General features: G+C 62.3%; 22 protein-coding genes. 11 read left to right on the forward strand and 11 right to left on the reverse strand.

The genetic code is table 11. The annotated features are described in order from the left end of the window. Positions 1–91: 91 nt before the first annotated feature. The 6 genes from AB0P23_RS17305 to AB0P23_RS17330 all read right to left on the reverse strand — a co-directional run bounded on the left by AB0P23_RS17305 (position 92) and on the right by AB0P23_RS17330 (position 5,907). Positions 92–706 (reverse strand): hypothetical protein, encoded by a 615-nt coding sequence (locus AB0P23_RS17305; protein WP_363798484.1) that lies wholly within the window; start codon positions 704–706, stop codon positions 92–94. Between the two features lie 250 nt (positions 707–956). After that, positions 957–1,424, reverse strand: coding sequence for a DUF4913 domain-containing protein (locus AB0P23_RS17310; RefSeq protein WP_363798486.1), 468 nt, complete (start codon positions 1,422–1,424; stop codon positions 957–959). Then, positions 1,421–3,325 carry a TraM recognition domain-containing protein gene (locus AB0P23_RS17315; RefSeq protein WP_363798489.1) on the reverse strand — a complete coding sequence of 635 codons (1,905 nt, stop codon included), beginning with the start codon at positions 3,323–3,325 and terminating at the stop codon, positions 1,421–1,423. The genes AB0P23_RS17310 and AB0P23_RS17315 overlap by 4 nt, the downstream gene beginning before the upstream one ends. After that, on the reverse strand, positions 3,319–3,975 hold the full coding sequence (locus tag AB0P23_RS17320; RefSeq protein ID WP_363798491.1) for a TraI DNA relaxase: 657 nt from the start codon (positions 3,973–3,975) through the stop codon (positions 3,319–3,321). The genes AB0P23_RS17315 and AB0P23_RS17320 overlap by 7 nt, the downstream gene beginning before the upstream one ends. 257 nt (positions 3,976–4,232) lie before the next feature. Next, on the reverse strand, positions 4,233–4,460 hold the full coding sequence (locus tag AB0P23_RS17325) for a hypothetical protein (RefSeq protein ID WP_363798493.1): 228 nt from the start codon (positions 4,458–4,460) through the stop codon (positions 4,233–4,235). Between the two features lie 448 nt (positions 4,461–4,908). Beyond that, positions 4,909–5,907 carry a hypothetical protein gene (locus tag AB0P23_RS17330; RefSeq protein ID WP_363798495.1) on the reverse strand — a complete coding sequence of 333 codons (999 nt, stop codon included), beginning with the start codon at positions 5,905–5,907 and terminating at the stop codon, positions 4,909–4,911. Positions 5,908–6,029: 122 nt separating this feature from the next. On the opposite strand from AB0P23_RS17330, the gene AB0P23_RS17335 reads away from it, so the two are divergent. Further along, positions 6,030–6,482, forward strand: a complete 453-nt coding sequence (locus AB0P23_RS17335; RefSeq protein ID WP_363798497.1) for a hypothetical protein — start codon at positions 6,030–6,032, stop codon at positions 6,480–6,482. Positions 6,483–6,604: 122 nt separating this feature from the next. Next, positions 6,605–6,838 (forward strand): hypothetical protein, encoded by a 234-nt coding sequence (locus AB0P23_RS17340; protein ID WP_243610829.1) that lies wholly within the window; start codon positions 6,605–6,607, stop codon positions 6,836–6,838. A gap of 73 nt (positions 6,839–6,911) precedes the next feature. Here the strand turns inward: AB0P23_RS17340 and AB0P23_RS17345 are convergent, their stop codons facing one another. Both AB0P23_RS17345 and AB0P23_RS17350 read right to left on the reverse strand, forming a co-directional pair. After that, entirely contained in the window at positions 6,912–7,487 is a 576-nt protein-coding gene (locus AB0P23_RS17345) for a hypothetical protein (RefSeq protein WP_363798499.1), read from the reverse strand. A gap of 47 nt (positions 7,488–7,534) precedes the next feature. Continuing rightward, positions 7,535–8,707 carry an ATP-binding protein gene (locus AB0P23_RS17350; protein WP_363798501.1) on the reverse strand — a complete coding sequence of 391 codons (1,173 nt, stop codon included), beginning with the start codon at positions 8,705–8,707 and terminating at the stop codon, positions 7,535–7,537. A gap of 636 nt (positions 8,708–9,343) precedes the next feature. On the opposite strand from AB0P23_RS17350, the gene AB0P23_RS17355 reads away from it, so the two are divergent. Further along, complete coding sequence (locus AB0P23_RS17355; protein WP_363798504.1) at positions 9,344–9,709, forward strand: hypothetical protein; 366 nt, start codon at positions 9,344–9,346, stop codon at positions 9,707–9,709. Between the two features lie 52 nt (positions 9,710–9,761). Next, positions 9,762–10,382, forward strand: coding sequence for an HNH endonuclease (locus AB0P23_RS17360; protein WP_363798507.1), 621 nt, complete (start codon positions 9,762–9,764; stop codon positions 10,380–10,382). A 134-nt stretch (positions 10,383–10,516) separates the two neighbouring features. Here the strand turns inward: AB0P23_RS17360 and AB0P23_RS17365 are convergent, their stop codons facing one another. After that, the gene (locus AB0P23_RS17365; RefSeq protein ID WP_363798586.1) at positions 10,517–13,687 is read right to left on the reverse strand and encodes a helicase-related protein; all 3,171 of its coding nucleotides are present in this window, start codon (positions 13,685–13,687) and stop codon (positions 10,517–10,519) included. Here AB0P23_RS17365 and AB0P23_RS17370 point away from each other — a divergent pair. Further along, positions 13,574–13,936: a hypothetical protein gene (locus AB0P23_RS17370; protein ID WP_363798591.1), complete on the forward strand. Its 363-nt coding sequence runs from the start codon at positions 13,574–13,576 to the stop codon at positions 13,934–13,936. The genes AB0P23_RS17365 and AB0P23_RS17370 overlap by 114 nt on opposite strands. Here the strand turns inward: AB0P23_RS17370 and AB0P23_RS17375 are convergent. Then, complete coding sequence (locus AB0P23_RS17375) at positions 13,900–17,937, reverse strand: hypothetical protein (RefSeq protein WP_363798509.1); 4,038 nt, start codon at positions 17,935–17,937, stop codon at positions 13,900–13,902. The genes AB0P23_RS17370 and AB0P23_RS17375 overlap by 37 nt on opposite strands. 480 nt (positions 17,938–18,417) lie before the next feature. Between AB0P23_RS17375 and AB0P23_RS17380 the strand changes: the two genes are divergently transcribed. Both AB0P23_RS17380 and AB0P23_RS17385 read left to right on the forward strand, forming a co-directional pair. Beyond that, positions 18,418–19,032: an SLATT domain-containing protein gene (locus AB0P23_RS17380; protein WP_363798511.1), complete on the forward strand. Its 615-nt coding sequence runs from the start codon at positions 18,418–18,420 to the stop codon at positions 19,030–19,032. Beyond that, positions 19,029–20,330, forward strand: coding sequence for a nucleotidyltransferase (locus tag AB0P23_RS17385; RefSeq protein WP_363798513.1), 1,302 nt, complete (start codon positions 19,029–19,031; stop codon positions 20,328–20,330). Before AB0P23_RS17380 ends, AB0P23_RS17385 begins: the two co-directional genes overlap by 4 nt. Before the next feature lie 696 nt (positions 20,331–21,026). Here AB0P23_RS17385 and AB0P23_RS17390 read toward each other — a convergent pair. Continuing rightward, positions 21,027–21,563, reverse strand: a complete 537-nt coding sequence (locus AB0P23_RS17390) for a hypothetical protein (RefSeq protein ID WP_243597278.1) — start codon at positions 21,561–21,563, stop codon at positions 21,027–21,029. 258 nt (positions 21,564–21,821) lie between these two features. Between AB0P23_RS17390 and AB0P23_RS17395 the strand changes: the two genes are divergently transcribed. The 4 genes from AB0P23_RS17395 to AB0P23_RS17410 are packed head-to-tail and all read left to right on the forward strand — an operon-like array spanning position 21,822 to position 24,728. Then, positions 21,822–23,009 (forward strand): lipid-transfer protein, encoded by a 1,188-nt coding sequence (locus AB0P23_RS17395; RefSeq protein ID WP_243597279.1) that lies wholly within the window; start codon positions 21,822–21,824, stop codon positions 23,007–23,009. Positions 23,010–23,011: 2 nt separating this feature from the next. Continuing rightward, positions 23,012–23,470, forward strand: a complete 459-nt coding sequence (locus tag AB0P23_RS17400) for a MaoC family dehydratase N-terminal domain-containing protein (RefSeq protein WP_243597280.1) — start codon at positions 23,012–23,014, stop codon at positions 23,468–23,470. Continuing rightward, on the forward strand, positions 23,467–23,880 hold the full coding sequence (locus AB0P23_RS17405) for a MaoC/PaaZ C-terminal domain-containing protein (RefSeq protein ID WP_243597281.1): 414 nt from the start codon (positions 23,467–23,469) through the stop codon (positions 23,878–23,880). The genes AB0P23_RS17400 and AB0P23_RS17405 overlap by 4 nt, the downstream gene beginning before the upstream one ends. A gap of 17 nt (positions 23,881–23,897) precedes the next feature. After that, complete coding sequence (locus AB0P23_RS17410) at positions 23,898–24,728, forward strand: SDR family oxidoreductase (RefSeq protein ID WP_243597282.1); 831 nt, start codon at positions 23,898–23,900, stop codon at positions 24,726–24,728. Positions 24,729–24,731 lie beyond the last annotated feature (3 nt).

Raw genomic sequence — 24,731 nt, forward strand, 5'->3', positions numbered from 1 at the left:
CCGACATCGACGGCAGTCGGGTCGATCGGCGCTGCACCGTCGGCGTCGAACGCGAACAGATTCAGCTGGGCGTCGGATTCACTGCGGCGGGTTACTTTCCGCTTGCCGCGTGCTCGGCCACCCGCTCGTCGAGCAGGCTCGTGAACGTGGGAAACAGCGGGTGGCTCTGCGACGTCGGGTAGGGCAGGTCGTCCTCGATCCTCGCCTGCAGCAGATGCATCGCGTAGTACCGGAACTGCACCGGCTTGTCTTTCCACAGTGCGTCCGTCAGCCACAACGTCGACTGGATCGGATCCGCGCAGTTCAGCGGATCGCGCCACCGTTCCGGATCGCTCCGGTGCACCTGGATCCGTGCCCGGTCCCGTTCTGCTTCCGCTTCCGGGCTCTCCTGATCCGGCGGATAGGCCTCCATCTCCACCGGGAGCTGGTTGTAGATCTCCTCGTTGATCACGAAGTCCGTCGCCTGCGCCCACGCCTGGTTGATCAAGCCCACCTGCTCCATGAACGGGGCCGGCTCCCCGTTCTCCCGCAGATACCTCTCCAGGACCTGGCTCTGCATGTGGACCTTCATGTTGTCGATCCGCTCCGCTATCCGCTCGCTCTCGCGCTCGAGGAACTCCTGCTGATCGTCCGGGTTCAACTCCGGCGGCAGCCCCTGGTGCTCGAGATACAGCTTCATTATTTCTTGCGTTATCGGGTCGATCATGGGTGTCACTGTCCTCTGTCTCGGCGAACAAATCGAGCTGGAAATCGTCGGAATCTTTGGCCATGGTGGGTGCGCTCCTGGAGTCGGGCGAGACGGGCGTATGCGACCCGCACCTGCTGTGGTGGGAGGCGGTCGCTACCGTCGTCGTCGGTCGGAGACGCACTCTCCGGCCACATCGGCCCTGGTGGGTCTAGCCACCCACCAGGGCCTTTCGGCTACTTCGGTCAGGGGTTGTGTCAGGTTTTCGCGATCAGACGCCCAAGTCGTCGAACCATCCGGGCGGTGCGGCGACGAACTCGTTGCGCAGCGCCGGGGTGTTCTGATGGGAATCGCGGCTGCACCGGTACATCGGGCCGTGTTCGGCGTCGAGCATCGTGCGCAACTGTGGGTCGGCGTGATGGACCCACCACCCCGACATCGCCGCCCCGTCGTCATCGGCGGCCGTCGCGGACTCCCATGCGCCCCACAACGAGTGCAACCGCACCACGACTTCGGGGTGCTCCCACCAACTCGGGCAGAACACCTGGTTCTTGCCGGGCGAGGACGACAGTTTGCGGGAGACGATCGCCGAGAACCACGCATCGAACCAAGCGTCGAACGTAGGAAATCGTCGGGGCGATCCCTCGTCGGTCGAGGGAGTCTCGTCGTGTCCGGTCTCGTCGAATGTCGGCTCGTCGAATTCGGTCTCGTCGAAACTGGTCTCGTCGTATTCGGTCATCGGTACGGCTCCTCGTCGCTGATGGCCGTGACTGTCTCGGCGGTCGGGGCTGCTGTTCGCTCGATCTGGATCAGGTCCTTTTCGGGGATGCCGTAGCGGGCGAACGAGGAGTTGATGCCGTCGGCGTTCGGTCCGTCGGACCAGTACACCTTCACCACCAACACCGGCCGGTTACCGGAAATAAGAACCAGTGCACGGGTTTTCGGGATCGCTCCGAGGTCGTCGACGGTCAGGATCGGCTCTTTCGACCAGGACTGCGACTTCGAGGACGAGCCGCTGTCGAACATGCCGCCACTGCGGGAGTTGGACCAGCGTTCGACGTCGTGGTCACCGACGAGCGCGGACAGCTCGGACAGGGTGGTCTTGTCCTTGAGTCCGCCGCCGTACCAGAGGAAGTTCGCGGCATCGAGGAGCTGCTTGACTCCGTCTTGGCCCCACACCTTTTGGGCCTGGGAGAGGTTCTGCACGATCGTCATCACGCAGATCCCTTGCGAGCCGAGGTGGGAGTACCAGGCCGGGAGTTCGGGGAGGCGGCACACGTTCGCGGCCTCGTCGAGGATGCACAGCATCGGCACCGGTAGCCGGCCGCGCGGGCTACGCCGTGCGACGCGCTGGGCGGCGTCGATGATCGACCCGATCAGCGCGGTGGTCAGCGCCGAGGAGGAATCAGGGCCTTCCTTCGACAGCGCGTAGAGGGTGTCACGGCTGGTGACGAACTTCTCCACGACGAACTCTGTCATCGCGTGCGGATATCTCACTCCGGCACCGATCGTGGTGTCCGGAGTGTCCTCGACCCCGAGGTCGGCTCTGTTCGGCGGCAGGATCGACATCGCGTAGGACTTCTCTTCCAGCAGGCCGATGAACCGGCGAGCCATGTCGTACAGGCCATCTCGCTGGCGCGGGTTGAGATCACTGGTCGATTTCAGGCGCATCGCGACGATGGCGTGACCGTGTTCCAACAGCAGCTTCTGGGGCAGTTCGTTCGCCTCGTCGGAGAGCCAGCCGTAGACGTGCAGCAGATCTCCGCCGCCGCACGCGGACGCGAACATCATCTGCGCGAGCAGTTCCTGTGCGCCGCCGTCGAAGTAGGCATCGACTTTGGCCGAGTCATCGCGCGAGGCGGCAGCGAAGTACGAGGCGAGCTTGCGGGCGGCGACGATGGTGTCGATTTCGCGCAGCGGATTCCACCAGAACCCGTCGCCCGTGGTGAGCGGCCCTTCGGCGATTCCCTGCAGGTCATATCGCCACACCGTGCCGAGCTGCTCGCGGACACCGCGAGTGAAGTCGTGGCCGTCCCGCTTGTTGGAGGTGAACAGCGCCGCGCCGGGCGCGGTGCACAGTGCGTCGATCGCCAACGCCGCAGTCTTGCCCATGCGAGGACCGGCGAGGGCGAACAGCATGTCCTCCCACGACATGAATACCTTCTGATTGCCCTGGACGGTGCGTCCGACGACGACTCCGATGTCGGAGTCGTCGAGGGTGTCCAACTCGGCAAGATCGGATCGCAGCGACTTCGCTCGTTCGCGTGCCTGCTTGCCGGTCACCCCGGTCAGCTTCGATGTCGGTCCCATCAGGCGGGCCTTGGCGTCGACATCGTTCTTCTTGCCGCTGCCTGTTGCGCGGGCTGCGGCGGCGACGCCGGTGAGACCGGAGACGATGATCACCGCGATCACGAAGATCCATGTCGACACGCTCGGCCACGTCAGCTTTCCGCCGGCGACCGAGAACAGTGCCCCGAACGGGTTGGCGGGGATGTCTTCACCGGTGTCGACGAAGACGTGCCCGAGCCACAGTGAGCCGGAGCCGAGCGCGATCAACACGATCACCACCGAGACTGCGATCAGTGGGAACGCCGACGACGATGTCCCGGCTCCTTTGGAGGTCGGCTTCTTGGTCACCATGCGTCCACACCAGCCTCGACGGCTGCGTCGACACCGCGGTCGATCTCGATGACGTTCGCGACTCGGTCGGTGATGTCGACGACCGAGTCCGACGGGCGGTTCTGGCGTGGTGTCTCGAGCATCAGATCGGCCAGACGGATCGGTTCCACGTCCGCAGCGGTGGAGGACACATCGAGGGTGCGTTCGGCGATGTCGTCGAAGTCGAGGCCGTCGAGCTCGGCCGGTAGCTCCAGGACGTCCAGCGACAGACCCGGGCGCAGTACCGCGTCGTCGATGCCGTTGTCGACAAGCCGCTGCCGCCACGCATCCTCGTGCACAGCCGTGCGATCCGCCGTGGCATCGGCCCAGTCCTGTTGGACGGGGTCGGTGAACGTCTGCGCTGCGATCAGCTCGTGTGCGACACCGGTCGCGGCGAGAAACGCCGCAGCCCGCGCCAGCGAGAGATCGGAATCGAGCAGACCGAATGCGTGACTGTCACTACGCGGCTCGTACGAGTGCGCGCGAATCTCCTCGCGGTGGACGTGCGCCCGATCGGGCAGGCTGCGGCGGCGTGCGGCAGCCAGAGCGGCGCGGCGACCGCGTTCGTAGGCGGCGGCAGCGATCTGTGAGCGACGCTGCAGCTCCGCGGTCGAGACAGTGCCGTTGGTCATCGACGGTCACCGCCGCCGGCATGGAACTGGACTGGAAATGAGCTCGTGGAGAGCGAGCGCGAATTAGACATGGAGGGCCTTCACTGGGAGCGTCGGCCAGCCCGCAGCACAAAGACACCGGTACCCGGAAAAGGTGCGGTGTAGCGCTGTTGCTGGATGGACGCTCGACCGTGACCCTCATCGACGGTCGAACATCCTCACCATAACGCATGGCGCGGGTCTGTTGCAGCCTTCGCATCCGTGTGGCTCGGGGAGTGTCAGCAGACTTCGCGAACCTCGGTGAGGTGCCGTTTGAGGACGTCTAGCTTCATGACGTCGGCCTGAAGCTTGGCGAACGCCGCGTGCAGAGTCTTCGCGTTTTCTCGGTCGTTCGAATGGAGAAGAGATGAGCCGCGAAAGTCATCCCCGAGTGGGCCATCCAGATCTTGCTGGGCCTCGTTGACGTCGAAATGAATAGCTTCGAGCTCCGTCTCGCGGCGGCCCACTCGCCGATAGAAGTTGTCCGCGAGTGTCGATGTCCGCGTACCCCTCGGTAATCGTGAACCGGATCGCCGCCGCCAATCGAATCACCGGCTCAGGGCCGGTACCCTGTCGTTGCGAGCTGGCGGTTCCTCTTCGATCACTGACTGCGCTGCCAAGACGATCAAAACGGCTGCCACTGCGACGCATGCCCACTCGGCTATTCGAAACGTTACGGACTTCTTTTTGGTCTGTCGTCGTTCAGGCCGCGGCTCGATTGTCACCAAATGACAATAGAGATGCGCTGAAGGAATCGACGACACTGGCCACTCGGTTTCGCACAGTTTCTCTTGCGGGACACAGCGAGGCGGTTGAGCAGCCGTTACCAGCACCCTGGCGTACAGAGGAGCGGTACCTGAAGTAGGTGAGCGTCCCAGAAGTTCCTATGGTCGGCACGACGCGTCGTCGTAGGTGTCACGCGGCGCGACACAGTGCGCGTAGGGACTCATCGGGACGTGACTCGAGCAGCACGGCCAAGGATTGGTAGCGGGTCGCGTCGTCGCCGAGTTCGCGGACGACGAACTCGCCTTCTTCCGAGGGCAGGGCGAACGTGTGGGGGACTGTGCCGGCCTCTCCGAAGTCTCGGAGTCGGCGTGGCCACCATCTGCGTGCCGACAACTCTGCGGGGTCTCGGTGCATCCGCAGGATCGGCCGTAGTGCCGAGACAATCGGTCCGAGACGGTAGGTATCGCCCGCTTGAATGACGTAAGTGGTGGCCTCTTCGAGCCAAGCCGCACTGGCGTCATCGGCGCATTCGGGTGCGGGCGCTACCGATCCGTGCCCGAACATGCACGCTGTGAGTGCTTCGATGCCGAATGCTGACAGGGTCCGTGCGCAGTTCGCCCGTCCGATGAGGTCGTGTTCGTGCAGGATCGCCGTCAGGTGACTGTCGATCTCCCGGGACCTCTGGTCCGCGGCCTCGCTGACGGTGGCGCGGTATCGCTCGACAAGGGCGAGTTCTCGACTACCCAAATGGGGGCCTCGTGTGGACCCGTTCGGGGGCTCCTCTGCGATCTCGTGGCACACCAAATCGCTTCCGCCCGCACGTGTCACGGCTCGGAGTAGGTCCAGTCGAGTCAATGCCGTCGAATCGAGCGTGCTGCGTATTCTGGAGACTGCTCCCGGTGGAACGTCCGGGCGTGCGAGATAGCTCGCCACGTCCTCGGCCAACCGTTCCGACGACTGGTTGCTGGTCCAGTAATGCTCGGACCCGCGTGGTTGGACCTGAGCCGACTGCTCCAATTTTCCGTCTCGCCACAGCAAGGTCCACGCCTGGACGTCGGTGATGTCGGTGCGTCCGAGCAGCAGCGTCCACGTGCGGAATTTTGGTGTGCAGGTCTTGAGCATCCACTCCACGACCGGCGGTGCAATCGGGGTTCGCGCTTGGGCCAGCGCCCACAGAAGAGATTCCACCGCTCAAGGATGCCAGCGCACCAAGGCCGAGGCCTGCAGCTGAGCGCATCCGGCCCATTCCCCTGATGCGCTCGAACCACACCGATATCCTCGCCGAGGTGAGCGACTTGACGATCAAAGATGTGGTGGACGCCTACTTCGATGCCGAAAAATACCGGCAGTGGAATGAAGGGATGAGCGGCTACTACAACCTGCAACGCGACATTCTCGTGACGCTGTTCGAGTGCCCGCTGCCACCCCACGACACGAACTCCGGCGCATCGGACGACGACGAACGCGATCGTCGAGCAGTTGCCAGTACCGCCCACAACTGCCTGACGCGGGCGAGTACGCCGTTTAGCCCGTTCGGCTGGTATCTCGAAGGAGCGCCCGGGCCGATGGAGGCCCGTATTCTTGCAGTACACCGACGTAAGTTCGATTCCGCTGAAACTGTAGTGCAGGAACATTATCGGAGGATCTTTCGAGCTGCACTCGACCTTCTTCATCCCGAATCATCGAGTCGATCTTTCCCGCGGTCGGTGCTGTTCGAGCGAGGACTCCCGCGTGAGAAGCCCGACGAAATGGACTTCTGGTGACGGTGAGGGAAACCGGGAACGCCTTACTTACTTCATCGCGAGCTCGGTTGGCCGGCACAGCGGAGTAGGTCAGTGCCCCGGGTGTGCCCGGCGCAAAGTCCGACAGTCATAGACTTCCCATCATGGATGGGCTCGACTTCGGAATGCCGAAGACATACAAGAACCGCAGCGGCAACGACGTCACCGAATGGCCGGATGGCCTCAAACTCGTTCGCTTCGCCGACGGTCGGGTCAAGGTCGGCCGCCAAGGATCCGTTCTCCGTGGCGGCACCCGCGGAGTCACTGCTCAGGAGTTTCGTTCCGGGAGCAACCCCACCGCGCATGTCATTGCTGCGTTCGACAACCCGGAGAACTAGGTCCCGTCGAGCACCCGAGCTGAACGGGCGGGTTTGCTAACGGGGGCAAAAAATTCGATGCGCGGGCCCGCGATCATCTGAACCACGTTTCGGGAGCATTCGCCGGTGGCCCGAGCTTGCCGTCGTCGATGATGTACTCGCCGGGGTAGAGGCGGTTGGCAGCGGGACGCTCGCGAGCGGGTATTGTCACCAGAAAGTTGTTCTCGCGCAACCGTGATGGCCTGTAGGTGCCGGCGAACGTGATCATGACTGCGCCGCCGCGACCGGATGGCCCACCGTCGAGCGATTCGCGTCCGGTGTTGAACGTTTCGGCGATGTCGCGGCCGTCGTTTCCCACGGTGATGCTGCCATCGTGATGGAGCTCGACGAAGGTGCCGTTGTCTGCGGCCACGGTGGCCGCCGTGGCCTGCCCACTCTGTGGATCGAGGTCGACGGCGAAGTCGGGAACCTTGCGTGCACCGCGGGGCGGGTCCACGTCGAGCTCTCGGCCGACACCCAATGTGACGTACTGACCCAGCGCGGTGTGCCTGCCGGTGCCTGCGATCTCCCAGAGATGGTTTCTGGAGGCAACTTTGACGCGTCCGTCGAGAAAGATGCTGATCCAGTCGCGTCCGTTGGAGAGCACGACGCGTTTGCTGTTGGGTGCCATCGCTACAGGATCGTGCACAGCGTTGCGCTGGGCAATCGCAGGGCTTTTCAGTCGGTGGGCTGACGCCGGATGAAGTCCGACATGCCGGGCACGGTGAACGCGATCCGGCCGTGTTCGGGGGACCAGATCAGGCCCTTGCGGATCAAGGAGTCCCGGACATCGCTGACGCCCGTCGTGCTCACTCCCATTGCAGCGGCGACGACTCCCGAACGCGGTGCCTCGTCTGCGGCGAGCGCTATCGCACGCATGTAGCGGCGCTCCCTGTCGGAGGGGCGATTCCACCGCGAGGGGAAGAACCCCTCGTCCAGCGCTCGCCGGCCTTCCTCGACCGCGAGGTGGGCGTCGTCTTCGTCGAATACTGCTGTGGCGGCGACGTTCCAAACGGCCTTGCCGTACTCCTGCAGAAAATACGGGTACCCGCCGCTGGCCTCGACCAGAAGGGCCAGAGCATCGGGGGTGAAGGACCCGCCGTGCTGGTTGACCGGAATCTCCAGGGCTTCGGCGGCGTCGGGCGGCGCGAGGGGACCGATGGTGCTGTACGCAAACTGCCGCTCCGCGTAGGACCGGTTGTCGGCGAGCACCGACGGGAGATTGGGCAGGCCCGCGCCGATGACGAAGAACGGCCACTCGCGTTGGCTGGCTCGATGCTGCACCGATAGCAACGCGCCGAGTAGGTCGGAGTCGAGGTCTTGCATCTCGTCGATGAACAGCCCGAACGCGGTGCCCTTCTTCTTCATCGCGGCACTGATCGCCTCGACGAGCTCTTCCAGGTCGAGGTCGATGTCCCCGCTGGCGGCACCGTGATCGAGCGACACTTCGACTTTCGCCGGTCCCAGGCCGACACCGAGGGTGAACCCGCGGGCGAGGGAGATCAGGTCATCGAGAGCTTTCTGCATCTGATGTTTGCGGCTGAACCGGCGCAGGCCGGCGGCGAGTTCGGACCCGAGCTTGGCGCGCACGGCGCTGACGCCGGACTCGTTCGGCCGCGCCTCCAACCCAATCGTCAACCAACCTTGACGTTCGGCGTGCTCGGACAAGTTGTTGAGCAGGGTGGTCTTGCCGACACCGCGCAGGCCCGACAGGATCATGCCGCGGTCGTAGTTGCGGTTCTTGCTCCGAGCCACGAGAAGGTCGAATTCTTCGCGTTGGCGGGTTCGCCCCTCCAGCGCTGGTGGCCGCAGCCCTGATCCTGGTTTGAAGGGATTCAAGGCGGGGTCCATATGGAGAACTATAGTCATTTATGGTGTTCTGTCCATAAGTAGTCATAATGTTCCATACTGCGCGTTCGCAAACGCAACCCTTGGCGTTCTCGGTCGTCGTTGGACTGGACTGCGTGACAGAGGTGGCTGCCTCCGCGAGCAACTCCGCAGTTCAAGGACTCGGCGCGCCACCGGTCGGGCGCTACCGACTCGCGATCGACGACGCACGCGACGCGCCTGCCGTACACACGGTATCGGCCGATCGACCAGAGCGCGGCTACGTTCATCTCGATGCGGAAGTTTCGCCGCGCCGGTCGGTTCGATGCTCCTCCAACCCACAGCTTCTGGTGTTTCAATGAGTCGAGAAATTCGAAGTGCCCCCGGAGTGCTGGTGACGAGGATGGTCTCTTGAAGAAAAGTGTCGTCGCAGTGGGTGTGGCGAGTTTTCTGTTCGCGGTCGGATGCTCATCCGACGGACAGACGACAGCAGAACTGGATCGGCCTACGCAGCCGGCAGCGACTTCCGAACCGTCGACTTCTCCGACGGCGACTGCAAACACCGGCGAGAGTCCGAGAGGGAACAAGGTCAAGGCGTTCGACGAACGGGCGGGCCTTGGCTGCGAGAGCGGCGGCGGGTTTCCTTGTGAGGTCGAATTCGTGGTCGGAGCGCCAGTACCTGCGTCGGAATGCTCGACGACGCAGTACCAGCCGGAGTTCGGATCGATCCTGGCATTCCCCATTCGAGTCGAGATCTTGCCTGGTGTGAACGTAGCGCAGTACACGGCCATGTTCACCACTGATTCGTTTTCGGCCGTTCTCGAATCGGGCGTGACAATTCCCGAAATTACGTCGCCGGCGGCATGGGTGTGCGCCGAGTCCAACAATTCGATCCCGTCGCAGCTGTCGCCTGCATCCACGTACGAAGGTTTCATGGTGCTCGACGTTCCCACTGATTCGACCACGATCGTGTTCCAGCCAGTTGTCATGGAGCCTGGCCAGGGAGGGTGGGAATGGCCGCTGTAGCGGCACCGTGTTCGGCCATCGACCCGGTCGCCCGCATCAACGCGCGTCCCGCATGACCGGCGACACCGTCGTGGCCTCCGAATCGGCCCGGCCGCCGCAGAAAGCGGACGTCCTCGCCCGGGCCTGCGCGGCCCTGACCGCCGGAGACGCGGACGCCGCCAAGGCCATCATCGGCACCGACTACCCACACGTTGTCGGCACCGCAGCGCAACGCCGATACACGCTGCTCGAGATGCTGCGCACGTTCTACCGCGACGGCTTCCTCGACCGCTACTCCGGCGACCGACTGATCCACCCGGGAGCATTGCGGTTGCTGTCGGTCGTGCTGCCGAACGAGTTTCCCGCACAACCGAATTGGAAGATGACCGAGACCCATTTCGCGTTCTGGGAGCTGTTCCCGACCATCGATCACCTCGACCCGGTCGCTCGCGGGGGAGCAGACGAGGCATCGAACTGGGTCACCACCTCGATGCTGCGCAACTCCGCCAAAGCGCACTGGAGACTGGACGAGCTGGGATGGACCCTGCACCCGCCCGGCGATGCACAGCACTGGGACGGCCTGGCGGGCTGGTTCACCGACTACCTCACCGGCCGCCCCGACCTCGCCGCCTCCTCGGCCTATCTAGGTCGGTGGCTGCGCGCCACCCGCGCCGTTCAGGCCGAACGCGCCTGAATCGCGGGGCACGTCGAGACGGCAGCCGCCAGGGCAGTCCCCGTGCCCGCTGACAGCGTGGCCGCGACCGATAAGCAGCCCTTATGTCAGGCCACCCCAGGGGCCAATTCGCAGGCTCGGCATCGGCCAAATCGTTAGGCAACAACAGGATTCACCGGTGTTATTGCTGTCCAGCAGACCAGGTAGATGTCGTTGGAGTCGATCACCGGCAGCACCGGCGGCGCGGGAGGCGGAGTCAGCCCGCGAAGATCGGCCAAGTCCCGCAACGCAAGAACTCTGTCGCGGTCCGATACGCCCGCCATGGTCAGCTCGCGGCGAATCTCGCGTTGAATACGAAGCGCATACGGTGCATTGAGCCTGGTCGCCAGCGAATCCTGCAGATCGCCGAGAAAGCTGCCGTGATCGCGAACCAGAGCGGCCGCATCGCGCATCACCCGCGGTACCTGAGCTGCGAGATTAGCAGGGTCGGTCTGATACATCCACTGCGTGTGGATGTGCTGTTGCGCTACTACCCACGCGGAGAACGCGGCCTCGTACATGGTTTCGCCCAGGACCACCGGCGTCGTCTCGACCTGAGGGTCGGCGTGCGCCAGACACGACAGAGTGTCCTCGACAACGACGGGGTCGTCGCCGAGAGTCTGCACGGTCAAGTCTGCATTCAGGGGGACATATCGATACCAGGGCTTCGCGTGGTCACCGATACGCGCGCAGAACACGAAGCCAGGATCCGCTCCTGCTCGCGCGAAGCCGGTGCCCGAGCCCCACGGCAGGGCGAGGACGCGATGCTTGGTGTTCGTGTCGCGGAACGCCTTGGCCAGTCGCCTGCGGTATTCCTCTCCGGAGAGCGTGGCGTTGCCGTCATCGTTGAACAGCGCCGCTTCTTCCCGTCGGATCTGCTCGATGCGCTCTCGTGTGTCGGTGATGCTGCGATCGACCGGGGCGACGCCGGGGAGGACTTCACCGACACCGATCGACGCCGCCGCTTGTTTGAGCTTGCGTTGCAACCGTTCTTCCAAGCGCAGCAGCCTGTCGAGGTCGACGTCAGGGAAGAAACACCGCATGAACACTTCCGTGTGGGGTGATCCGATGCGGTCGATGCGGCCATGGCGCTGCACCAGACGCATCGGGTTCCAGGGCAGGTCGTAGTTGATGATGTGCCGAGCCTGCTGCAGATTGACGCCTTCGGCGAGAACGTCGGTGGTCACGATGAGGTCGTACTTGTCTTCTTCCACGCCGGTTCCGGCGGTGAGCGGCGCGAAACCGATGATGACGTCGGACCGGTTGATCTTGTCCGGACCGCTCACGGTGACCGCGCGTCCTTGATACGCGGCAAGCCGCGGATCGGTTTGTATGGCACCCAGCAAGGCAGTCTCGAGGTATCGCGCGGTGTCCGCGAAGTAGGTGAACACCAGAACCTTGCGCTTGTTGCGGGTGTCCTGCTCGCCGATGCCCTCGGCCGTGGCGTCGTGGGCGATGGTGGCGAGCTCCTCGACGAGCGCCTTGATCTTCGGGTCGGTGCCCGAATGGACCGTGCGTACCCGGAGCTCGAACGCTTCGAGCAGGGCGCGGTCCGCGCGCACGGTGTCGGTGAGCGCCGCGACATCGTAATCAGCGGCAGGAGCAACACCGTCCAGATCGTCCAGGGAGTCCATCCACTCGTCGACGTCCTCGACGTTGGTCGTTGCCCACTCCCGCAGGGTGTCGCCGGTCAGGACCAGGCCGGCCTCCAGTGCGGCGAGAAACTGATCGTGGGAGCCGATCATCTTGCCGACGGTGCGCTCGAACGCAAATGACGACGACTCGAATCGCTTGAGCAGACCTGACCGGAGCAGACCCGCATTCTGAGCCTCGTACTGCTCGGTGTCGCCGTCCTTGCGAAAGCGGGAAGGCACGTACCGCGCCATGGTCAGCACCGCACCGGGGTCGTCGAGGATCACACCGGCGGCGAGGGCATCGGAATCGGTGTCATCCTGCACGTTCGCGCCGAGCGCGATCGCGAGGTCGTCGAACACTCCGGGCAGTACCTCGTTGAGGTTGTAGTCGACCTTGACCACCCGGCAGGTCGGGAACGTAATCTCCTTCTCGACACCGTTGATGACGATCTTGTCCCCGACGTAGTGGTTCTTGACGAACCGACGGGTGCGGCGAACGGCCACTTCGTCGAGGACGTCGAACAGATGCTCGGGGGAGAGATCATCGGGATTCATCGCGATTGCACGCTGAAAGTACGCGCGAAGCGAGGGGATACCGACATCGCCGAACGCAGCATCGTTCGGCGCGAAATACGTGATCAAGTTGTACAGATCTCCGAGACTGTTGTTGACCGGCGTCGCAGTCAGTTCGACGAGATCCTTCGGATTGGGACCGGACAGCAACTGCCGCATCGCATCTGCGCGCAGCGTCTTGTCGTTGCGGAGCGCGTGGGCCTCGTCGACGACCACCATGGCGTATTCGTCGAGCGCTTGCAGCCTCGCTGTTCTCGCACCTGCGTCTTCGATGTCCGCGACGAGCTGCTCGAACGACAAGACGTCGGCACGCAGATTGTTGTCCCGCAGGAACGGGGTCCATGTCGAATCACGCAAGGTGGCCGGGCAGATGATCAGTACCTTCTGGCGGCGATCGAAGACGGCTTCATGAATCAGCTCGCCGGCAAGAAAGGTCTTGCCGAGTCCGACTTCGTCGGCGATGAGGACGCCTTTACGCCGTGCGAGGATGCGGCGGGCCCGCCAGACACCGTCTGCCTGGAAGGCCGTCAAACCCAGTCGGGAGGAGAGGGCGGTCTCCTCGTCGAGGTCAGCTCCGTAGAGCTCGAACAGCATTCGGAGAAACACATCCCACGGTTGGTGCTGTGACCAGCGAGCCTCGAACAAGGCAGCCAGATCGTAGGGTGCCGATGCCTCCCATTGTTCGTTGAACCAGTCCAGTACCTGGTTGACGGTGTGGGGGTCGTACTTGCCGAGGTTGAGTTCCTTGTTCTTGGCGAGACCGGCGTAAGTGAAGTTCGACGATCCGACGATGACGGCTGTCGCATCTGTTTCGACGATGAAGGCTTTGCCGTGCAGAAAACCCTGCTCGTAGCGGCGAACCTGAACGGACGGATTGTCTTTCAACCATCTAACGAGTCGGCGGGCTTGCTGGTCGGATTCTCGTGTGAACCCCAGGAGATCGCGGTCCTCTTCCAACGAGCGACGGTGGCCCTCAAGCGCACGCTGTATTTCAGGCGATGGGCCGCGGCGACGACGGCGCTCGGCAAGGGCACGTATACGTGGGCGGTCTTCGGCCTCTGTGGGTTCGGCACCGAGCAGGAGCCTCACCCCACCGGTTTGCGCGAGTTCCTCGGCGAGCAGGTTGAATCCGCCGGGGTTGAAATAAGCCGTAGCGATGGCCAAGGCAGGGGGAACGACAAGACGAGTACGAAGGCCTCCCAAGAGGCTGTTGATCGCGTCCGCGACCCGTTCGATCCCTTCCCTGTTGGTGCTGAACTCCGAACGATACGTCGCATTCGGTCCGTCGTTGATCACTTTGTCACCTTGGCCTTCCATGAATCGAAATGACTCAAAACCGCGGTCAAGCGCGGTTGGTAGTTCCATCCTCGGTGGAAGGTTTCGAAGACATGCACGACCTCGTCGCGGTCGAGGTCGTACAACAGGCTGACCAGCGCATCGAGTTCGGCAATCAGGTCAGACTTCATCGTCTCGTCTGCGACGGAACCGGTTGTGACCCCGACTTCATCAGCCCACTTACGGTAGCGCTCATCAGTAGCTGCCAGCCGTCCGGCAATTTCGACTACCTGCTTTCGCAAAACACTGTCAGGGTCTGGCCGTGGGACAGGAAGACCATTGAGAATGTGGAAATTCATGCTGAGCTCAACGACCGTACGCGCGATCCAGTCCAGCGGAATGCTGCACAGGACACCGAGGAGATACGCTTCGTCTCGGCTATCTCCTGACGGAAACAAAAAGTACGGCGCTTTATTAGTGGCAACCCGCCCGGCGGGAACCAATACAGCGCGCATCGTCCGGGTATCAGTCGATCGCGATATATCCCTGAACATGATTCGAGTATTCAGGCACGGCAGAGTGGTCTCATCTTCAATTTGGGATTGAGAGAATTCGGAGAACGCGGACCTTTTCAGTCGTGCCTGTCGGTGCCGGCGAGATTGGAGCTCGGCCTGTGCATGTTTGGGGTCCGCCCATCCGTAGTAAGTTCCGGTGTCGGGTTGCCATATGTCGAAAGAAGCACCTTTGAAAACCGGCCATCCGACTGCCTTGGATAGATCTGTCGAAAAATGCTTCTTGTCGTTTGTCGCGTCGAATTCACGTTGAGGACGTGCCCTCCACGATCCTGAACGGACGTCGAGCCGCGGGTGTGACCGCATCTTGATGAAGATCGACAGCGCCGCAGCGTCTGGAATTGCAGGGAAAGCTGCGCCGTCGGACCATCCCCGAAAGTCTTCCGTCGATACTCCCGCACTCCCCAATCCAACTTTCTGTCGATACTCGGAAAGTGAGGCGAACGGCCCGCGAAGCTTAAGCGCACCGGAGTATTGCTGGCCCTTTCTGATCGTCACCAGGCCAACCGTGTAGCGGTGCTCCATGTCATCGAATACCCATCCTTTAGTGTTGACCAGAAGGGTCACGTCGGAGAAAGTGCCGTTCGTTAAAATATCTTCACGCCACTCGGCACTGCCCGCGGCGCTGAGAGCGCTTCGCGGTAGGACAACCCCGATCGCGCCGTCTTGGCGAAGTGCCTGCCAGAATCTCCAGGTAAACGCCTTGTACAGGTCTGGATCGCCCGTGCCCATCCCCGGAAACGGGCCCTTGAGAAGAGCGCCGCGCAGCAGACCGGCCTCAATGATTGCTGCCTCGTACTCGGTGACGAGGTCCGTGCGCGTTTCTTCGAGTTCTGCAATCCGCTCCTTCTGCGCTTTATCTTTCAAACTCTTCAAACCAGGGAAGCGAAGTGCCCACCATCCCAGTTTTTCTACGGTGGTTTCTTCCCACGGGGGGTTGCCAAGGAGAACGTCGAAGCCGGGTCGTTCGCGGAGAAATACCTCAGGGAAGAGGACGGGAAAATGCGCTGCTTGAAGATGCCTGATCTGTTGCTGCACGTCACTTTTCTTTGCGGCGCGGATCGCAGAGTCCGGGGTCGCGACCCGACTGATCAATCCCAGCCTGGTGGCAATAGCGGCGTCGAAGATCGCCGAGACGCCGTGTGCGTCCTTCCGTGCCTGAGCATGTGCTTTGGTAGCTTCTCGGACTTCCTTCTTGGTTGCTTCGGATGTCCTGGCGACCCTTAGTAGTCGTTCGCGCGCGGTGTTCAGTTCTTCGAGGATCTGGTCTTCGAAGATGCTGATTGTGCCGTCGCTTGCGTCGGGGTCGAGGATGTCCAACACTTCCTCGACGGTGGCGATTCCGGTCAAGCTATTGCCCACGACCAATCCGTGCGACAGTGAGCTCATTGGGAGTCCTGGCACGAATGTGTGGATCCAAATAGCGAGGCGCGCCAGCTCAACGGCAATGAGATTCAAGTCCAAGCCGTAGATGCATCGCCGCGCGATTTGCCGGCGCAGGACCGCGCGGGTTTCTAGCTCGATGTCGAGTGATTCCGGCCCCAGCGCCTCTTGGGCGGTAACGGTCAGCCGGCGTAGTTCCTCCGTCACCTCTGGTATCGGGTGATTCGCGAGAAACGTCGCGAACCGGTTTTCGATGCGGTCTATTGCTGCTACCAGGAAGTGTCCGGATCCCATCGCGAGGTCGGCTACGCGGAAATCGAAGAACTTGTCGGCGGCCCGAGCGTCGTCACCTTGCTCAAGCAGGAGCACAATGGCCTCAAGATGCGCGGTGAGGGCTGGTTCGAGAGATGCGTCGAGCAGGTGCTCGACGGCGAACGCTTTGGTGAAGTAGGAGCCGGACGCTTTTCGTGAGCCGGAGGCATTGTGAAAGTACACCTGGCCCGATGGGATCTCGACCATGTCCGAGGATTTCGCAGGTAGATAGGCACCCGTCTTGGGGTCGACTGTCAGATCATGCGGCGCGACACTCAATGATGATTCGAGAAGGCCTTCATAGATCGTGCCGAACTCGCGTACAGACAATGATCGAAAGTCGACGGGACCGAACGTTCCGTCTTCTCCGGTGTCTACGACGAGCGCTTTGAGAGCTGGGCCGATCTCGTCGTTGGTCAGTCGCATCGCGGCTATTGCCTTGCCCGATGGGTGCATCTCGTCACTTGCGAAGAGACCACCGTTGTATGCCGGCACACCCCACTCTTTGTTTCCGTCGTCGACCGCGCGCCAGATCGCCAGGAGGTCGTCCCACCGGTCGGTGGCCGCCGGGTCGAACGTTATGTCTGGGTTCTCGGCCAGTTCGCGTGCGGTGGTCTTAAGGGCTTTCTTGGTGTATCGAGGGTTGCGTTGGTAGGGGAGCAGGCCACGGTCTTCTGCGTAGGAGACGAAGAGAAGTCGGAACAAGATGATCAGGGTTTGGTGGTAGGCCTCCCCGAGATCGGCCTCCGATGTGGCACCCATCCGGTTCGCGACAGCCACTGCCAGTTGAGGGACCACGTCGACGTAGACCCGGTCGCGGAGCCGCTTTCCGAGTGCGGCGGCGTGATTGGACGAGGCGTCGAGTATCGCGGAGACGCTGCCGTTGGAGCTCAGTGCATTGGACGAAAAGAGCAAAGGAAGGTACGCCGCATCGCTGTCGGCGAGCAACGCCAAGTCCAGTTCCGTGAATGTCTCTGCCTGACCCTTCCGCCCGACGCCGACGTCGGGTTTGGCGGGATAGAGCCGAATCTGTGTCCCTCTGGTGATGACCAGCCAAGGCAAGCCTTGTTGTTGGGCAATAGCCAGACCTTGCGCGACCGGCGATACTGCGCCAAAGCGAGCTGTTGGACGATCAAATACCTCGTGGTCATCGAGCAGAACGGCCACTGCGCGGTGGGTATCGTTCGACATCAGGATCAGCGCAACAGATCCGTGGGGCGTCGCCTTGTATCCCAGGCCGCGAATCAGATCGGTTCCGCGCTGCCGCAGTAGTGCGCTTCCCTTGTCGCGTTCACTCTGCCAATCCGGTCGTGTAGGAACACCTGCCCTCAGTTCGTGAGAGGCGAATAATCCAGCGTTGGTAAGGCCGGCAACCAGTTGATCTTTTTGTCCGATCAGCAGCCGATGGAAGGCGCGTTCAGCGTTGGCCTGGTCTGGCGCAGAGAGCGCGGCCGCGCAAATCCTCTCGACCTGCGATAGGTCTAAGTCAGTCAAGACGACAGGGTCGTCCTTAGTGCCACACACAGCAGCCTTGTAAGTTCCGTCGACAACGTAAGCAACAACGAGAACGACCGGCGCTGCCCGACGTCCCCATCTGATGGACCACAACCGACGAACCTCGTCCACTTTGGGTCTAATCGCCGCAGAGGCCACCGCGATTTCCAATGCGTCGGTGCCGTCCGCGATGAGAACTCTGTCAGTAACGAGCGACACCGGGGCACCGGTTGGCTTCGTCCACGGGATTTCACGGACATCCGCGTCACCGAGGAACTGCTCGAAGTCGCTCACTAAGCCTCCGTGGGGGTTACTTCAATCACGAGATCAACGTTGTCGACCCTAGTTTGCGGAGGTCGAACGAAGAGTGATCGGCCCATATGCAGCGTGGCTGACAGGCCATACTGGTGCTCATCACAGCTGACATCTCGTGATGTGCAGCATCCCAACGCCCGCAGAAGTGGCCCAGAGAGAACGGTGGAAATTGGGCGAGTGAGGGACGGTCACGTGGACTCGCTACCTGGATTCGCGTTCTTCCCGTACGAGGCCGGGTCCAGATCGAGCGGTCCGTGGCGGGTAGAGAGACATAAGCAGTTGCTCTGGCATGAGGTCGGCGAAGCGAGGGTGTAATCGAAGAGTGGTTCTTTTCGTGTCGGTGGGCGTGGGCATACTTGGCACCAAGTGCAGCGACCGTCATCAGGCGTCGCATCTGGGCGACACCTACTCGGAGATCCTCACGGGGATGCACCAGCCGGTGACGACGATCGGAGAGATGTGGCAGAAGAGACGGAGCCTGGCTATACAGGTCAGGCTGGAGAGGACTCGTACCTGCTAGCGCAGGTACGAGAGTCCTTCGGTCGCGTGGTCTACAGCCACAAAACTCGCGAAAAGCAGGCCGACATTTGCTTCACGAAGCACCGGTGGCAGCAGGGCGTCCTTATTGCGCTCACGGCTGTCAGCTCCGGCACCTTCCTGGTCGCGGTGGTCGGCCTATTCGGAGACTCGGCACTTACCAGTCTGGTCACATCGTTCATCGCGCTCCTGGTGACCTGGATCAGCCTTGGGGCCAAGAATTTCAGGTTCGCGGACGAATCCGACGCCCATCGCGGCGTCGCCTCCCAGCTCTGGGACATCCGTGAGTCTTACATCTCCTTGATCTCCGACCTGATGTCCGGCGGCATCTCCGATGAGCAGGCCAGGACTCGGCGCGACGAGCTCCAGGAGGCCACCCGCGGCGCTTACGCAGACTCTCCTAGGACGACCTCGAAGGCATACACACGGGCGCAAGAAGGACTCAAGCACAACGAGGAGATGACCCTCTCTGGCAACGAGATCGACCTGTTCCTCCCCGAAGCGCTTCGTCTCAGTCGGGGCGAGGCACGATCGTGAAGACATCGGAAATCTTCGACGCGTTACTCGCGAACCTCAAAGTCGGCGGCACGGCGGCGTCGGTCGGGGCGCGCAGAGACGAAATTACGAAGTCGCTGAACAAGGACTTCCGGTCCAAGGACGGCGACACCGCCCACAAGTTGATGGTCGGCTCCTACGGCCGGCACACCGCCGTCAAAGGTGTTTCCGATCTCGATATTATTTACATCCTCCCTTCCGATATCCGGACCGATTACAGCAGTGAGTCCGGTCCGCGGAGGATGCTCGAGCGCGTCCGGGACGACCTGAAGGCTCGCTACTCGAACACCGACATCCGCGTCGATCAGTGCGTTGTGCGCGTGCAATTCACGAGCAACGCTTTCAAGTTTGAGGTCCAGCCAGCGTTCGAGAACTCTGATGGCAGTTTCGATTACCCGGACACAGCCGCTGGAAGTTGGAAGGTCACCAGGCCTCGCGCCGAGATCGAGGCCACAAAGGCGTGCAACGACCGCACGTCGACGAATATGCGGCATCTTGCGAGGATGGCCCGAGCGTGGAAGAACGCCAACGGTGTAGGTATCGGCGGCCTGCTCATTGACACACTGGTGCATCGGTTCTTCGCCCAGACCACTGACTACGACTCGGCTGGGAGTGGATCGTTCGATTTGATGGTCCGCGACTTCTTCGGCTTCCTCCACCAGGAGCCGGACAAGGACTTTTACCTGGCACTGGGCAGTAGCCAGCGAGTAAAGGTCAAGGCGCGGTTCCAGCCGAAAGCCAAGAAGGCATACAACCGTTGCCTCGAAGCGATCGCTGAAGAGGGCAAGGCTTCGGCGAACAAGAAGTGGCGCGAGGTCTTTGGAACATCAGTGCCACTCAAGGCCGTCGTCGAATCGGCTCGCTCTTTCGACAACACCGAAGAGTTTGTCGAGCAGAAGTACCCGATCGACGTCCAGTACATGCTCGCAATTGACTGCACCGTTGCCCAAAACGGTTGGCGTCCGGCATCCCTGCGCGAGATGCTCCACGCCAAATCTCTGCTTCTGCCTAACAAGGAATTGGACTTCACCATCGCCGAGTGCGACGTTCCTGGTTCATACGATGTCCGTTGGAAAGTGCTCAACCAAGGTGATGAAGCCGAGCGTCGGAACCAAATTCGCGGGCAGATCGTCGAGCCGAACCGCGTGACCGGCAGGCACGAACGCACCTCCTTCCGCGGCGAGCATGTGGTCGAATGCTATGTGGTACAGGATGGAGTAGTGGTCGCACGGGACCGCATTGACGTGCCGATCAGCGCGACGCCTGGTGCTTCCGCCTAGTTGATACCGCCTTGACGCGCAGGGGACCGGCAGTCGACCTGGCGTCAGATAGGGAGGCACAAGGAAGCCATCGAGCGTGACCGAATCGGGAATCGGGTGCGATTCGTGTCCGCTAATTTGTGTCATCTTTACCGGACGGCGTCGGCCTGACGCGCTTCGATCCGACGCGACTGGCCAAGTTACGATCCTTGGTGCGTTCGCTGGAGAGAGCGCGCGGGGCAGCTGCCATCCTTGCCACGGATTCGTCGGAGCTCAGTTACCACGAACTCGCCTCTTCAATTGCTCTGTTGAACGCCTCGCAGACGCCGTCTTCGTTGATGAGCCGGGATCAAACCACACCGCGTCGAGCTTGCCAGTTTTTCGATCGACTGCACACGTTTCACGAGCGAACGAGTTGCGCTGCTAACGCGCGGCTGACCAGTTATTTCTACAACGACATTCGTTACCGATAACAGATATTATGTCAGGTAAAGTGCTGCATATTGTTCCAGCACTTCGCTTTTCGAATATACGAGGAGCTAGCGAGGGAGGATCGAGCCAGGCAGATCGACCTGTACATGGCAGTGACCGTTCCGCGCATTTCGAGCCGTCCTCGGTAGAAGCTTGATGAGACCACCGTGAGGATCTCGCAGCAGCGCTATGCGATGCCGGTACGGACAGCCGAATCGACGGTCCTCCACGTGACGTGACCGCCGTCTACGGATCCGGTACGGACGGCACGTCGACACCGATGGTCGAGCGGGCTGCTGGGGAGCCGACGCGCTCGTACGCAGCCGTCATGTCGATGGACGAGACCGAAGCGACGCTGGTCAGTGCATCGGACACAGTGATGATTCGCCCGTTGACGTACGGGCGGATCTTGAAGAGCTCCTCGACGACCGGGCGCGGTATCTCGATGGTTCTGGTCAGTGCGAAGTCGATGTCGAAAACTACGACCACGACCACGTCGTAATCGCTATCGCGGATTGCGCTGAGGTTTCGTCTGCCTCGAAGCTCGGTCTGCCGCATTCCCTTGACCTGCAAGCGACGCCCGCTCGGATCCTGGACATCCCAGCCTTTCTGGGAGAACGAACCTCGCTGGCCACCGTAGTGCTCGTGCACTATCGCCTCAGCGATGTCACCAACCGGGTTGTTGTTCGTTCGAACTACTCCCCGGACACGGAGTTCGTTCATGGTTCCGGCCCACAGGCGCAGCAGCTCGGCAATGGTCAACGACGACAGGTCTACAGGCACGGCGGCCATGGTAGGCCCGGAAGTCGTCCGGGAACGGAGCGCCCACGACCGCGCACCTGACGTCGATGGACAGCATCGTAGAGATGGTCGACGGCCGACTTCGGGCCGATGCGTCGAGGAAGTGAATCGGGGGCCCCGTCGTCGGACCCCGCGGGTCGAGGATTGGTCATTTGCTTCGGATCGCTATGCGGTATTGCCTGCGAACAGGAGTTCTGGTTCACTAAGTAAATCAGCATTAGTAATCGATTGGAGCTTTCGATGACGCGCAGAGCAGTGGTGGCGGGTGTGGGAATGATCCCCTTCGCCACACCGAGCAAGTCCGATACCTACGACGTGATGGGCACTACTGCCGCGCGCGCGGCATTGGCCGACGCCGGAATCGAGTACAACGTCATCCAGCAGGCGTACGCCGGGTACGTATACGGCGATTCCACGTGCGGCCAGGCCGTCGTGTACGGACTTGGGTTGACCGGTATCCCCGTCATCAACGTCAACAACAACTGCTCCACCGGCTCCTCCGCCCTGTATCTCGCGCGGCAGGCCGTCGAATCCGGCGCAGTCGATGTCGCACTGGCGGTCGGGTTCGAGCAGATGCAACGCGGCGCACTGTCGATGGGCTACTCCGATCGACCGAGTCCGTTCGAGCGCTTCGACGAGGTGATGGATCAGATCCAGGTCCGAGACGAATCCCCCTTTGCCGCACAGATGTTCGGAGGTGCAGGCAAGCAGTACGCAGACAGGTACGGCACCTCGCCCGAGACGTTCGCAAAGATCTCCGTCAAGTCCCGGTTGCATGCGGCGAACAATCCCTACGCGGTGTTCAAGACCCCGACGAGCGTCGAAGAAGTGCTCGCATCGCCGCACATTTACGGCTCACTGACCCGGTTGCAGTGCTGCCCGCCGACCTGTGGGGCCGCTGCGGCGGTCATCGTCAGCGAGGAGTACGCGAAGAAGAACGGGCTCGACGCCTCGATCGTGATCAAAGCGCAGGCCATGACCACCGATTTCGCCTCGACGTTCGACGAGAAGGACATGACCAAGATCGTCGGCTACGACATGTCGAAGGCAGCGGCGCAGCAGGTCTACGAGATGTCCGGTGTCGGCCCCGAGGACATCCGCGTCGTCGAGCTGCACGACTGCTTCACCGCCAACGAGCTGCTCACCTACGAAGCGATCGGTCTCACGCCCGAGGGAACGGCCGAGAAGTTCATCAACGACGGCGACAACACCTACGGCGGCCGAGTCGTCACCAACCCCTCCGGCGGGCTGTTGTCCAAGGGGCATCCGCTCGGCGCGACCGGCCTGGCACAGTGCGCAGAACTGGTGTGGCAGTTGCGTGGACAGGCCGAGAACCGTCAGGTCGAGGGAGATCTCAAGGTCGCTCTGCAACACAACATCGGACTCGGCGGTGCCGCCGTGGTCACCCTGTACGAGAAGGTGAGCTGAGAATGTCCATCGATCCCGCAGCGATCGGGACCGAGCTCGAGCCGGTCGCGATCACCGTCGATGCAGCGCGGTTGCGCTTCTTCGCCAAGGCAATCGGGGAAACGAACCCCGTCTATATCGATACCGATGCGGCCCAGGCCGCCGGGCATCCGGATCTGCCGGTGCCGCCGACGTTCCTGTTCTCCATCGAGCTCGACAGCCCCGATCCGTTCGCGTGGATGTCGGACCTCGGTGTCGATCTGCGCTTCGTCTTGCACGGTGAGCAGATCTTCACCTACCACTCGACGGCACATGCAGGCGACACCTTGACCGCGAGGTCGACCATCACCGATATCTACTCGAAGAAGGGCGGTGCGTTGGACTTCGTCGTCAAGGACACCGCCGTGACCCGAGCCGACGGATCCGCCGTCGCCGATCTTCGCGCAGTGCTCGTCGTACGCAACCCGGGAGGCGGACAATGACATCCACCGAACACATCACGGTCGGGACCGAACTTCCGGCCCTGGACGTCGGCAGAATCTCTCGAACCACGCTGGCGCTGTTCGCCGGTGCATCGGGCGATCACAATCCGATGCACATCGATATCGACGTCGCGAAGTCTGCCGGCCTCGAGGACGTCTTCGCCCACGGCATGCTCTCCATGGCCCACCTGGGTCGGTTGCTGACCAATTGGGTTCCGCAGGAATCGATTCGGTCCTACCGGGTTCGGTTCGCCTCCATCACACCGGTATCGGCCAAGCCGACCGCCACCGGCAAAGTCGTCTCCATCGACGACTCGGCCGGAACCCGAACCGCCACTGTGGAACTCACCGTCACTCTTGCCGACGGCACCGTCACACTCACCGGCGACGCCGTCGTCGCACTCGACTGAAAGAGACCGTTCACATCATGGGAAATCTCGACAACAAGGTCGCCATCGTCTCCGGTTCCGGACGCGGCATCGGCCGTGAAATTGCGCTCAAGCTCGCCCGCGAAGGCGCGAAGGTCGTCGTCAACGATCTCGATACCGCACCGGCCGAGGAAACCGTTGCCGCGATCACAGCAGCGGGCGGGCAGGCCGTGGCATGCGCGGGCAGCGTCACCGACGACGGCTTCGCCGAGCGGTTCGTGCAGACCGCAGTCGATTCGTTCGGCGGCCTGGACATCATCGTCAACAACGCCGGCTACACCTGGGATTCGGTGATTCAGAAGATGACCGACGAGCAGTGGGACGCCATCCTCGACGTGCACCTCAAGGCCCCCTTCCGCATTCTGCGTGCCGCGCAGCCCGTGATCGCCGCCGCGGTGAAGAAGGCCAAGCAGGACGGTCAGCCCGTGCCGTGCCGCAAGGTCGTCAACATCTCCTCCCTCGCCGGCACCGGCGGCAACCCCGGCCAAGCCAACTACTCCTCGGCCAAGGCAGGCATCACCGGTCTGACCAAGACGCTCGCCAAGGAGTGGGGCCGCTACAACGTCACCGTCAACACCGTGGCGTTCGGATTCATCAAGACCCGCCTCACCGAAGCCTCGGCCGACGGCGCAGCCACCATCGATGTGCAGGGCCGCGAGATCAAGGTCGGCGTCAACCCCGATCTGATGACCGCGATGGAGCAGATGATCCCGCTCGGGCGCGCCGGCGCACCCAGCGAAGCCGCGGGATCGGTGTACCTGCTGTGCACCCCCGAGTCCGACTACGTCAGCGCCCAGACCTTGGTCTGCGGCGGCGGCTTCAACTTCTAGGAG

It is taken from the genome of Rhodococcus sp. NPDC077669 (genome assembly GCF_040686915.1).
Classification (GTDB): Bacteria; Actinomycetota; Actinomycetes; order Mycobacteriales; family Mycobacteriaceae; genus Rhodococcoides; species Rhodococcoides fascians.